This window comes from Caballeronia sp. LZ016, assembly GCF_031450805.1.
Classification (GTDB): domain Bacteria; phylum Pseudomonadota; class Gammaproteobacteria; order Burkholderiales; family Burkholderiaceae; genus Caballeronia.
In genome coordinates this window covers 658,484-671,105 of record NZ_JARTVY010000004.1, presented here as the reverse complement: position 1 = coordinate 671,105, position 12,622 = coordinate 658,484, and the positions used below count along the sequence as shown (strand labels likewise).

Sequence of the window (12,622 nt, the reverse complement as noted above, 5' to 3'; positions counted from 1 at the left end):
GTGAGTGAGAGGCTGCAGAATGCGAACCCCGGCTGACTCAAGTTAATGAGTCGCCGGGAGTCAAAGGCTTGATACCGAACAACATGAAAATGAAAATGCTTATTGCGGCCGCCAGTTTGTTGGCGCCGATGCTCGCTCATGCCGATTGCAAAGACATGATGTCGGCGTGGGCCGAAGAACTGCATCCTGGCCGCGTGCTCGATTCGCAGCGCAGCGAGTGCCAGACATGGCCGGCGAATCCGCAATTGACACTCGCGGCGCTGAGCCTGGCTCACGATGCGGACAATGACGACGCCGGCGCCACTGATCTCGAAGTGCTCGTTGCCGATACTGCGTCCGGGGCGATCGTCGCTCACCTGTTTCAGCGGAACGCGATTAACCACGATGCCGAACGCTTCTCCGACATCGCGCTCGATACGGCGCGCTATCAACTCACGCCGACGAGTCGCGCGTTCGGTGTACGCGTGAGTCATGAAGGAACGGAGCGAATGATTCCGAAGGGCGCGACCTCGCTCAGCCTCTATGTGCTCGAAGGCGCGAACGTGCGTCCTGTGCTGGACTCGTTGATCGTCGAAGAAGCAACCGGCGCATGGGACCTGCGATGCACGGGCGCCTACGACGTGACGAAGCGAACCATCGCGATCGGCCCCGCTGGCCACGATGGCTATGCGTCGCTGAAAATCACGGAAAAGAGGGTACACACCGTCACGCGCATGGCGAAGAACGAATGCGTGAAGAAGGACGGCCGCCCGAAGCAAAGCGCCTACACGCTTGAATACCGCAACGGCCAGTACAGCGTGCCGGAGGGCATGCAGCGTCCCGGCTGACGCAACCGTGCAACCGCGAACGCGGTATTCCGGAGATGGAACTCATCGGCTGGGCCGAGCGCCCGCACTATGACGCAGCGAGGCGCCAACTCGTCTGGTCGATGTCTTCGCGCTCGAAGGGAGAGCCCGCCGATGCGCCGCACGGCATCAACTACAACACGTATGCGCTGGGCCGCGACGGGTATGTGAGTCTGAACCTCATCACGGAGCAGCCGCAACTCGAGAAGGACAAGAAGGCAGTTCAGGCGCTGCTGGCCGGCCTGGAATTCGACAGCGGAAAGCGCTATGCCGACTTCAACGCGAGTACCGACAAAGTCGCCGAATACGGCCTCGCCGCTCTGGTCGGCGGGATCGCGCTCAAGAAGCTCGGCTTGCTCGCCATCATGGGAGCGTTCTTTGCAAAGTCGTTCAAGCTGATCGCGATTGGTGTGGTTGCGCTGGGCGTCGCCGTCAAGAAGATTTTCACGCGCAAGAACCCGGGAGCGTGAACGTCGCGCGTTAGAACGCGGCGGCGGGTTGGCTGCGTGCCTCGTCCGCCTACTCCTTCCTGCCTAGCGACCAACCGCCGCGCCCCTCCACCCGGCGGATACCGTCACCGCATCCCAATCCCTATTCTCGCGATGAAGTCTTTCATCACGAGGATAGGACGATGAGCGTCGTCAACCCACCTGCCGCGTCTTCGGCCGCGACCGATACCACTGCCTGGCGCGTGCTCTGCGCGAGCACGTTCGCCTTCACCATCTGCTTCGCCGTCTGGATGATGTTCGCCATCCTCGGCATTCCGCTGAAGCAGCAACTTCATCTCACCGACACCGAATTCGGCCTCATCGCCGCGACGCCCGTGCTGACCGGCTCGCTCGCCCGCGTGCCGCTCGGCATCTGGACCGATCGCCACGGCGGACGCATCGTGTTCTTCTGCACGATGGCCGTCACCATCGTGCCGATCTGGCTCATCGCATACGCCACCGAGTTGTGGCAGTTCCTCGTGCTCGGCCTGTTCGTCGGCGTCGAACCCGGCGCATCGCAGTGCGAACGCACAGCGCTTCGCCGCGCAGATGGCCGTGCTGAAGGATCGCCGCGTGTTGCGCTATGCGCAGTTCTACTCCGTCGTGTTCGGCGGCTATGTCGGCCTCTCGCTGTGGATGCCGCAGTACTACGTGAACCAGTATGGCTTCCGTATCGAACAGGCGGCGTTTCTGGCCGCGTGTTTCTCGCTGCCCGGCGGCGTGCTGCGCGCGCTCGGCGGCTGGATGTCGGACCGTTTCGGCGCGCAGCGCACGACATGGCTCGTGATGTGGGTCACGCTGGCGTGCTTCTTCTTCCTGAGCTATCCCGTCACGGATTTCACCGTTCACACGAGCAGCGGCCCGCGCACCTTCCATATCGCGATGGGGCCGACCGCCTACACGGTGCTCATGTTCGTCGTGGGCGTCGCGATGGCCGTCGGCAAGGCGTCGGTGTTCAAGTTCATCTCCGACGATTTCTCGTCGAATATCGGCGCGGTATCCGGTGTCGTCGGACTGGCGGGCGGGCTCGCCGGCTTCCTGCTGCCGATCCTGTTCGGCATCCTGATGGATGTCACCGGCATACGCACGACCTGTTTCATGCTGATGTTCGGCGCGACCGCCGTCAGCCTCATTTCCATGCATTTCACATTCAAGTCGGACCGCATCGGGCGCGTTGCCTGACGCAAGCCAGGGCGCGGCCAACGAAAGCCGCGCCGTCATCATCGAGCACTTCTCATGTCACGCTATCTACTCACTCAATGGGAGCCCGAAAACAAGGGCTTCTGGCAAGAAACCGGCGAAACCATCGCGCGCCGCAATCTGTGGATCTCCATTCCGGCGCTGATGCTGGCCTTCGCGGTGTGGTCCCTGTGGAGCGTCGTGGCCGTCAATCTCGACAAGGGCGGCTTTCACTTCTCGAAGGATCAGTTGTTCTGGCTGACCGCGTTGCCCGCGTTATCCGGCGCGACGCTGCGCATCTTCTACTCGTTCCTCCTGCCGATCTTCGGCGGCCGGCGCTTCACCGCGTTCTCCACGGCGAGTCTGCTGATTCCCGCACTCGGCATGGGCTTCGCGCTGCGCGATCCGTCGACCGGCTATCCGACGCTGCTCGTGCTTGCCTTGCTCTGCGGACTGGGCGGCGCAAACTTCAGTTCGTCGATGGCCAATATCAGCTTCTTCTTCCCGAAAGCGAAGAAGGGCTTCGCCACCGGCATGAACGCGGGCATCGGCAATCTCGGGGTGTCGGCGGTGCAGTTCGTCGCGCCGCTCGTGATCGCGGCGTCCGTGTTCGGCGCGCTCGGCGGCGGCGGGCAGACGTACGCGGTCAATGGCGTCGAGCGCAGCATCTGGCTGCAGAACGCGGGTTTCGTCTGGGTGCCGTTCATCGTCGTATCGGCGCTCGCCGCATGGTTCGGCATGAACGATATCGCCGATGCGAAAGCATCGTTTGCGGAGCAGGCGGTCATCTTCAAGCGCAAGCACAACTGGCTGATGTGCCTGCTGTATATCGGCACGTTCGGATCGTTCATCGGCTTCTCGGCGGGGCTCGCGTTGCTGACGAAAGCCGAGTTCCCTTCCGTGAATCCGACCGCTTACGCGTTCCTCGGACCGCTCGCGGGCGCGCTCACGCGGCCGTTGGGCGGCTGGATTTCCGACCGCATCGGCGGCGCGCGCGTGACGTTGTACACGTTCATCGCGATGATCGCGGCGGTCATCGGCGTGATCTTCTCGCTGCCGCACGACGGCGCGGGCGGCAGCTTTGCCGGCTTCCTCGCGATGTTCATCGTGCTCTTCGCGCTGACGGGCATCGGCAATGGGTCGACGTTCCGCATGATCCCGGTCATCTTCCTCACCCAGAAGCAACGGGAATCGGCGCGCGGCGGGGAAGCCGCGAAGAAGCAGGCGCTGCAGGAAGCCGGCAAGGAGTCGGCGGCGGTGCTCGGCTTTGCGGGCGCGATCGGCGCTTACGGCGGATTCTTCATTCCGCGCAGCTTCGGCACGTCGATCAGCGCGACGGGATCGCCCGACATGGCGCTCTATTGCTTCATCGCGTTCTATGCGGTCTGCGCCGTGGTGACGTGGTGGTGCTACGCGCGCCGCAACGCGCCGATGCCCTGCTGAAACGCGGACTACTACCAAAGGCGTAGCCGACCGATACGGCGGCTACGTCTCATGACGAACGTCAACTGCTCCCTTCGATGAATGGGCGGGCAAGCGCCGCGCCCCTACACTCGGACCCATACTTTCAATTGCCACGCGCTGTATGGAAAGCCGCGCGTGGCCGCAAAGCCCGGAGAATCGGATGAGTCACTTTCTGGACCGGCTGAAGTTCATGTCGCGCGTCAAGTCCACGTTTGCCGATGGACACGGCGCGGTCGTCGACGAAGACCGCAAGTGGGAAAACGGCTACCGCAGCCGCTGGCAGCACGACAAGATCGTGCGCTCGACGCATGGCGTCAATTGCACGGGTTCGTGCTCGTGGAAGGTGTATGTCAAGAACGGCCTGATCACCTGGGAAACGCAGCAGACGGACTATCCGCGCACGCGCCCGGACTTGCCGAATCACGAGCCGCGCGGCTGTCCGCGTGGCGCGTCGTATAGCTGGTATGTGTATTCGGCGCAGCGCGTGAAGTATCCGCTCATTCGCGGCAGGCTCGTCGAGATGTGGCGCGAAGCGCGCAAGACGCTCGATCCCGTCGCGGCGTGGGCATCCATCTGCGAAGACCCGGTGAAGGCGAAGCGGTACAAGAGCGTGCGCGGGCTCGGCGGCTTCGTGCGTGCCGACTGGGACACGGCGACCGAGATCATCGCGGCGGCGAATGCCCATACCATCGCCAAGTACGGGCCGGATCGCGTGATCGGCTTCTCGCCGATTCCCGCGATGTCGATGGTCTCCTACGCTGCCGGCGCGCGCTATCTGAGCCTGATCGGCGGCGCGTGCCTGTCGTTCTACGACTGGTATTGCGACTTGCCGCCGGCATCGCCGCAAATCTGGGGCGAGCAGACGGACGTGCCGGAATCGGCGGACTGGTACAACTCGACCTATCTGATGGTCTGGGGCTCGAACGTGCCGCAGACGCGCACGCCCGACGCGCACTTCTACACCGAAGTGCGCTACAAGGGCACGAAGACGGTGGCGGTGTCGTCGGATTACGGCGAAATGGTGAAGTTCGGCGACATCTGGCTCGCGCCGAAGCAGGGCACCGATGCCGCGCTCGCCATGGCGATGGGCCACGTCGTGCTCAAGGAATTCCACGCGAACGGCAAGTCCGCCTACTTCCGCGCTTACGTGAAGCAGTACACGGACATGCCGATGCTCGTCCTGCTGCGCGAGCACGAAGGCACGCTCGTCCCCGATCAGTTCCTGCGCGCGTCGCAACTGCAAGGCAATCTCGACGAGGCGAACAATCCGCAGTGGAAGACGCTCGTCATCGATGAAAAGAGCGGCGATATCGTCGCGCCCAACGGCACGATCGGTTTCCGCTGGGGTGAGCAGGCGAAGGCCGGCCGCTGGAATCTCGAGCAGAACGATGCCGGTTCGGGCCGCGAGATCGATCCGCGCCTGTCGATGATCGGCGCACACGACGACGTCGTCGACGTGAGCTTCCCGTACTTCTGCGGCGAACATGACGCCTTGCTCGCGCGGCGCGTGCCGGTGAAGCGCGTCACGCTCGCGGATGGATCGCCTGCGATGATCGCGACCGTCTACGATTTGCAGATGGCGAACTACGGCGTCGATCAGGGTCTCGGCGGGCCGAACGTCGCTGCATCGTTCGATGACGACGTGCCCTACACGCCCGCATGGCAGGAGAAGCACACCACGGTGCCGCGCCATCTCGTGATTCAGGTGGCGCGCGAGTTCGCCGACAACGCGGACCGCACGCAGGGCAAGAGCATGGTGATCGTCGGCGCTGCGCTGAATCACTGGTATCACAACGACATGATCTATCGCGGCATCATCAACCTGTTGATGATGTGCGGCTGCGTCGGCAAGAGCGGCGGGGGCTGGGCACATTACGTCGGCCAGGAAAAGCTGCGGCCGCAGTTCGGCTGGGCGCCGCTCGCATTCGCGCTCGACTGGTCGCGCCCGCCGCGCCAGATGAACGGCACGTCGTTCTTCTATAACCACACGAGCCAGTGGCGGCACGAGAAGGTGAACGTCGGCGAGATACTCGGTCCGGGCGCGGACAAGTCGCGCTATTCGAATCTCTCGATGATCGACCTCAACGCGAAGTCCGAGCGCATGGGCTGGCTGCCGTCCGCGCCGCAGCTCGGCGCGAATCCGCTCGATATCGCCGATGCCGCGAAGCGCGCGGGCCGCGATCCGATCGAATACACGGTCGAGCAACTGAAGTCCGGCGCGCTGGACTTCGCGTGTGACGATCCCGACAATCCCGCCAATTTCCCGCGCAACATGTTCGTGTGGCGCTCGAACATTCTCGGCAGCTCAGGCAAGGGGCACGAGTATTTCCTGAAGTATCTGCTCGGCACGCAGAACGCCCTGTTCGACGATGAATCCACCGCGATCAAGCCGAGCGAGGTGAAGCTGCGCGCCGCCGCCGAGGGCAAGCTCGACCTCTTGACCGTGCTCGATTTCCGCATGAGCACGACGTGTCTCTATGGCGACATCGTGCTGCCGAGCGCCACGTTCTACGAGAAGGACGACCTCAACACGTCGGACATGCATCCGTTCATCCATCCGTTATCCGAAGCGGTCCAGCCGTTGTGGGAGAGCAGGACGGACTGGGAAATCTACAAGGGCATCGCCAAGAAGTTCGCGGAAATCGGCGGCAAGCATCTCGGCACGCGCACCGATATCGTGACCACGCCGCTGATGCACGACACCCCCGGCGAACTCGGCCAGGCGTTCGAGCCGAAAGACTGGCGCGCGGGCGAATGCGATCTGATTCCGGGCAAAACCGCGCCGTCGATGACGCTCGTCGAACGCGACTACACCGCGATCTACGACAAGTTCACATCGGTCGGACCGTTGCTGGAAAAGCTCGGGAACGGCGGCAAGGGCATCAACTGGAACACGGCGCATGAAGTGCGCGAGCTCGCCACGCTGTCCGGCGAGAAGCAGGGCCGGCCGCGTCTCGATACAGCCGTCGATGCCGCCGAGATGATCCTCACGTTCGCGCCCGAAACCAACGGCCACGTGGCGGTCAAGGCGTGGCAAGCGCTCTCGAAGATCACGGGCCGCGATCACACGCATCTCGCAGCGGGCCGCGAGCACGACAAGATCCGTTTCCGCGACGTGCAGGCGCAACCGCGCAAGATCATCTCCGCGCCGACGTGGTCGGGCCTCGAGTCCGAGGAAGTCAGCTACAACGCGGGCTATACCAACGTGCACGAGCTGATTCCCTGGCGCACGCTGACGGGCCGGCAGCAGTTCTATCAGGATCATCGCTGGATGCTGGATTTCGGCGAAGGCTCATGTGTCTACAAGCCCGCAATCGATACGAAGACCATCGCGCCGATGCTCGGCGCGAAGCCGAACGGCGAGCACGAACTGGTGCTGAACTGGATCACGCCGCATCAGAAGTGGGGCATCCATTCGACGTACACGGACAACCTGCGGATGCTCACGCTGTCGCGCGGCGGGCCGCACGTATGGGTGTCGGAGGCGGAAGCGAAGGAAGCCGGGCTCGCCGACAACGACTGGGTCGAAGTGTTCAACACGAATGGCACGCTGACGGCGCGCGTCGTGGTGAGCCAGCGCGTGCCGCGCGGCATGTGCCTCATGTATCACGCGCAGGAAAAGATCATCAACGTGCCGGGTGCGGAGACGAGCGGCATGCGCGGCGGCATCCATAACTCGGTGACGCGCACGGTGCTGAAGCCGACGCACATGATCGGCGGATACGCGCAGCAGGCGTATGGTTTCAACTATTACGGCACCGTGGGCAGCAATCGCGATGAATACGTGATCGTGCGCAAGATGAAGAAAGTGGACTGGCTCGAAGGCCCGCTCAAGGAAGGAGCAGCATCATGAAGATCCGCGCCCAGGTGGCGATGGTCCTGAATCTGGACAAGTGCATCGGCTGTCATACCTGCTCGGTGACGTGCAAGAACGTGTGGACGTCGCGCGATGGCGTCGAATACGCGTGGTTCAACAACGTCGAGACGAAGCCGGGCATCGGGTATCCGAAGGAATGGGAAGACCAGGAGAAGTGGAACGGCGGCTGGGTGCGCAAGAGCGATGGCCGCATCGATCCGCGTCAGGGCGGCAAGCTGAAAGTGCTGGCCAACATGTTCGCGAATCCGAACCTGCCCGCCATCGACGATTACTACGAGCCGTTCACCTACGACTACGAGCATCTTCAGAAAGCGCCGCTGTCGCAGACACCGCCGACGGCGCGCCCGGTATCGGCCATCACCGGCAAGAAGATGGACAAGATCCACTGGGGGCCGAACTGGGAAGACGACCTCGGCGGCGAGTTCGATTCGCGCAGCCGCGACAAGCTCTTCGACAACGTGCAGAAGGAGATGTACTCAAGCTTCGAGAACACCTTCATGATGTATCTGCCGCGCCTTTGCGAGCATTGCCTGAACCCGGCCTGCGTGGCGTCGTGTCCTTCCGGTTCCGTCTACAAGCGTGAAGACGACGGCATCGTGCTCGTCGATCAGGACAGGTGCCGCGGCTGGCGCATGTGCGTGTCCGGTTGCCCGTACAAGAAGATGTACTTCAACTGGAAGTCGGGCAAGGCGGAGAAATGCGTGTTCTGCTATCCGCGCATCGAGGCGGGGCAGCCTACCGTGTGTTCGGAGACGTGCGTCGGGCGCATCCGTTATCTCGGCGTGATGCTGTATGACGCGGATCGCATCGAGCAGGCGGCATCGGTCGAACGGACGACGGACCTGTACCAGTCGCAACTGGATGTCTTTCTCGACCCGAACGACCCGCACGTGCAAGCACAAGCGCTGCGTCAGGGCATATCGCAGAGCTGGCTCGACGCCGCCGTGCGTTCGCCGGTGTATCGGATGGCGGTGGAGTGGAAGATCGCGTTCCCGCTGCATCCGGAATACCGCACGCTGCCGATGGTCTGGTACGTGCCGCCGCTCTCGCCGATCCAGTCCGCCGCCGACGCCGGCCATATGGGCATGAACGGCATGATTCCCGATGTGCCAAGCCTGCGCATCCCGATGCGTTATCTCGCCAACCTCCTGACGGCGGGCGACGAAGCGCCGGTCGTCGATGCGCTCAGCCGCATGCTGGCGATGCGCGCCTACAAGCGCGCGCAGACGGTGCACGGCGTGGCGGACGATGCGATCCTGCGCGATGCGGGCCTTACGGCGTCGCAAGTCGAGGCGATGTATCAGTTGATGGCGATCGCCAATTACGAAGATCGCTTCGTCGTGCCGTCGTCGCACAAGGAAATGGCCGAGGACAGCTTCGACGAGAAAGGCAGTTGCGGCTTCTCGTTCGGTAACGGCTGTTCGTCGGGTGTATCGAATGGATCGCTGTTCGGCTCGCGGGCGCAGGGCGAATTCGCTTACGCGGACTTGCCTAAGTCGCGCAAGAAGGCCGTCTGACGAAGGAAATACGATGTCGCTCTATCCCATGCTTTCCGCTTTGCTGGACTATCCGGAGCACGCGCTCATCGATGCGCTGCCGGAAATCGAAGGCGCGCTCGCCGCGTGGCCGCGTGCGCAGGCCGATCTCTCGCCGCTCGTGGATGCGTTGAAGTCGCGCTCGCTGATCGAATCGCAGGAGACGTACGTCGCGACGTTCGATCGCACGCCGTCGCACTCGCTGCATATGTTCGAGCACGTTCACGGCGAAAGCCGCGACCGTGGCCCCGCGATGGTCGATCTGCTCGATGAATATCGTGCGCTCGGGTTCGAAGTGACGAGCAACGAACTGCCGGACTACGTGCCGCTGTTTCTCGAGGTGCTCGGCCTGATCGATCCGGCGAAAGCACAGTCCCTGCTCGACGACGCCATTCACGTGCTGAACGCCATCGGCGAGCGGCTCGCAAAGAACGAAAGTCCGTACGCGGGCGCATTCCACGTGTTGCGCGATCTCGCATCCGTCGAACCTCGCCCGCTGACGCAGCCGCCCGTGCGCGACATGGACGAGGCGCTCGAAATGTTCGGCCCCGGCCACGATGGCGTCGAGCCGCTGCTCGTGCCGTCGCGTGCTTCTTCAACGCAGACCATTCGTTTTCATCCGACCGCAAAGGAGGCCCGATGAACACTTTCCTGTTCGGCATCTACCCGTATATCGCGGCGTGCATCTTCTTGTTCGGCAGCCTCATGCGCTTCGAGCGTGAGCAATACACCTGGAAAGCCGACAGCACGCAATTGATCGAGCGCGGCAACCTGAGGCTCGGGAACATCCTCTTTCACGTCGGCATTCTCGGCCTGTTCTTCGGGCATCTGTTTGGCTTGCTCACGCCCGTCGCGGTATGGGACCGGCTCGGCGTCGAGCATAGCGTGAAGCAGGCCGTCGCGATGATCGCCGGCGGCGTGATGGGAACGATGTGTCTCGCGGGCCTCGCGATCCTGCTGCATCGCCGCCTGACGAGCGCGCGGCTGTCCGCCGTCACGAAGACCGGCGATCGCGTCTTGCTGCTGTGGATTCTCGTGACGCTGCTGCTCGGCTTGTCGACCATCGGCGAATCGGCTGGTCACATGGACGGCGCGATGATGGTCAGCCTGATGACCTGGGCGCAGCATATCTTCACCTTCCAGGGCGATGCGGCGAGCCATGTCGCGAATGCGCCGCTGCTGTTCCGCGTGCACCTCTTCATGGGCATGACGCTCTTCGTGATCTTCCCGTTCACGCGCCTCGTGCATGTGTGGAGCGGCTTCGCGTCGCTGACCTACCTGGCGCGCGCGTGGCAGCTCGTGCGCAGCCGCTGAACATGGAAACGCCCGCGGTTGATCCACCGATGCGCGAGCGGCTCGCGACCCGCATCGTCATGTTGTCGGCGGTGGCGCTCGTGCTCGTGCTGACGATGATCGGCGGCACGCTGTGGCTCTCGTGGCAACTGCAGGGCGCGGGCGCGGCCATCAACGATGCCGGAAGCCTGCGGATGCGCGCGAACGCCGTGGGGATCGCGCTGCTGGCCGCGCAACGCGATGGCGGCGCATCGGCGGCATCGGCGGCAGACGAGCACATCGCCATGATGAACGCCACGCTCGATCGTCTGCGGCGCGGCGATGCGGCGCGTCCGCTGTTCCTTCCCGACGATGCGCGCATTCGCAGTCAATTCGACAGCGTCGCCGATGCCTGGCATGCGCGTCTCGAACCGCAAGCGCGCGATACGGCGGATGCATCGCGCTATCTGGAGGCGCTGCCTTCGTTCGTCGCGGGCGCGGATACGCTCGTCCGGCTCATCGAACAGGAGAACGCGCGCAAGACCGCGTGGCTGCGCATGTCGCAGATGGCGCTTGCGGCGCTGTCGTGCCTCGGCACCGTGGCCATCGTGTATCTGCTTTATCTGTGGTTCGTCGCGCCCGTGCAGCGCTTGCAGGAAGGACTTGCGCGCATTCAGCGGTGCGAATTCGACGTGCGCCTGCCGGTCGAATCGCGCGACGAGTTCGGCAATCTGGCCGAGGGCTTCAACCGGATGGCCGCCGAATTGCAGGCGCTCTATGGCGATCTGGCCGGGCGCGTCGAAGCCAAAACAGCGGAACTGGCGGCGCAGAATCGCGAACTGACCGCGCTGTATGAAATGACCGCGTTCCTCAACTTGCCCAACGACGTGCCCGCCTTGTGCGAGGGGTTCATCGCGCGTCTCACGCATCAGTTCGACGCGTCGGGCGCGACCGTCCGCCTTATTTCCGACGAAGACGATCGCCTGCATCTCGTCGCATCCGATGGCGTGCCGCCCGAACTGCTCGATGCCGAACGCTGCATGCCCGTCGACGGTTGCCTCTGCGGCGATGCCGCGACGCAGGGCGCGGCCGTCGTCCACGATGCGCGGCGCATGAGCCAGCGGCCTTGCCTGACCGACGAATCGGCGGGCGTGGCGGCGTTCGGCATCGTGTCGCAGGGCGAGAAGCTCGGGTCGTTCTCATTGCACTTCGACAGAAAACGCCCGATCCCCGCGTCCGAAATGAAACTGCTCGAAACGCTCGGCAAGCACTTCGGCACTGCGCTCAAGAATCGCCGGCTCGCGGCGCTCGAACGGCAGTTCGCGGTATCGGAGGAAAGGAACCTCGTCGCGCAGGGCTTGCATGACAGCATCGCGCAGAGCCTCAATTTCCTGAAGATGCAGGTGCATCTGCTCGATGCCGCCGCCCGCGAATCCCGCATGGACGAGATACGCGAGATCGTGCCGCTGCTCGAAGGCGGTGTCGCGGAAAGTTACGACGACGTGCGCGAGCTGCTGAACAACTTCCGCTCGAAGCTCGGCAGCGGCAAGTTCCGCTACGCGGTGGAAAGCACCATCGAGCGCTTTCGTTCGCAAGCGGGCATACCTGTCGCGCTCGATTATCGGGAGGCGGGCGGGCCTCCGCTTGCGGCGGATCATCAGTTGCAGGTCATCTTCATCCTGCAGGAAGCGCTGTCGAACGTGCGCAAGCATGCGGAAGCAAGTCACGTTCATGTGACGATCGTCAACGAGAGTGAATTCCGGCTCTTGGTCGAAGACGACGGCCAGGGCTACGATCCCGACGATATGCGTTTTCTCGACGAAAGGCACGTGGGTTTTCACATCATGCGCGAGCGTGCGGAACGGTTGTCGGCCAGGCTTCAACTGACCGGGTCGCCCGGGCGCGGTGCGCGCGTCGAACTCGTTTTGCCCACTCATGCGCGTCAGGCGGTCTGACGCTTCT

9 protein-coding genes and 1 pseudogene are annotated in these 12,622 nt (G+C 63.5%); 9 read left to right on the top strand and 1 reads right to left on the bottom strand.

The features are described from left to right. Window positions 1-89 precede the first annotated feature (89 nt). Together P9220_RS23555 and P9220_RS23550 are read left to right on the top strand one after the other, a co-directional pair. Entirely contained in the window at window positions 90-827 is a 738-nt protein-coding gene (locus tag P9220_RS23555) for a hypothetical protein (RefSeq protein ID WP_309768094.1), read from the top strand. Further along, window positions 776-1,315 (top strand): DUF2167 domain-containing protein, encoded by a 540-nt coding sequence (locus P9220_RS23550; protein WP_404989572.1) that lies wholly within the window; start codon window positions 776-778, stop codon window positions 1,313-1,315. The genes P9220_RS23555 and P9220_RS23550 overlap by 52 nt, the downstream gene beginning before the upstream one ends. 145 nt (window positions 1,316-1,460) lie before the next feature. Here P9220_RS23550 and P9220_RS23545 read toward each other — a convergent pair whose 3' ends face one another. After that, entirely contained in the window at window positions 1,461-1,598 is a 138-nt protein-coding gene (locus P9220_RS23545; RefSeq protein ID WP_309768264.1) for a hypothetical protein, read from the bottom strand. On the opposite strand from P9220_RS23545, the pseudogene P9220_RS23540 reads away from it, so the two are divergent. The 7 genes and pseudogenes from P9220_RS23540 (at window position 1,537) to P9220_RS23510 (ending at window position 12,615) form a co-directional block, all read left to right on the top strand. Then, window positions 1,537-2,515, top strand: a pseudogene (locus tag P9220_RS23540) (nitrate/nitrite transporter). The gene P9220_RS23545 and the pseudogene P9220_RS23540 sit on opposite strands and share 62 nt — an antisense overlap. 54 nt (window positions 2,516-2,569) lie before the next feature. Beyond that, the gene (locus P9220_RS23535; protein ID WP_309768093.1) at window positions 2,570-3,955 is read left to right on the top strand and encodes a NarK family nitrate/nitrite MFS transporter; all 1,386 of its coding nucleotides are present in this window, start codon (window positions 2,570-2,572) and stop codon (window positions 3,953-3,955) included. Window positions 3,956-4,136: 181 nt separating this feature from the next. Then, a complete protein-coding gene (locus P9220_RS23530) occupies window positions 4,137-7,829 on the top strand; it encodes a nitrate reductase subunit alpha (protein WP_309768092.1) in 3,693 nt (1,230 codons plus the stop codon). Then, window positions 7,826-9,370 (top strand): nitrate reductase subunit beta, encoded by a 1,545-nt coding sequence (narH, locus tag P9220_RS23525; protein ID WP_309768090.1) that lies wholly within the window; start codon window positions 7,826-7,828, stop codon window positions 9,368-9,370. Before P9220_RS23530 ends, narH begins: the two co-directional genes overlap by 4 nt. Before the next feature lie 13 nt (window positions 9,371-9,383). Beyond that, the gene (gene narJ / locus P9220_RS23520; RefSeq protein WP_309768089.1) at window positions 9,384-10,031 is read left to right on the top strand and encodes a nitrate reductase molybdenum cofactor assembly chaperone; all 648 of its coding nucleotides are present in this window, start codon (window positions 9,384-9,386) and stop codon (window positions 10,029-10,031) included. After that, the gene (gene narI / locus P9220_RS23515; protein WP_309768088.1) at window positions 10,028-10,702 is read left to right on the top strand and encodes a respiratory nitrate reductase subunit gamma; all 675 of its coding nucleotides are present in this window, start codon (window positions 10,028-10,030) and stop codon (window positions 10,700-10,702) included. The genes narJ and narI overlap by 4 nt, the downstream gene beginning before the upstream one ends. A 2-nt stretch (window positions 10,703-10,704) precedes the next feature. Then, a complete protein-coding gene (locus tag P9220_RS23510; RefSeq protein WP_309768256.1) occupies window positions 10,705-12,615 on the top strand; it encodes a type IV pili methyl-accepting chemotaxis transducer N-terminal domain-containing protein in 1,911 nt (636 codons plus the stop codon). The last annotated feature ends 7 nt before the right edge of the window (window positions 12,616-12,622 follow it).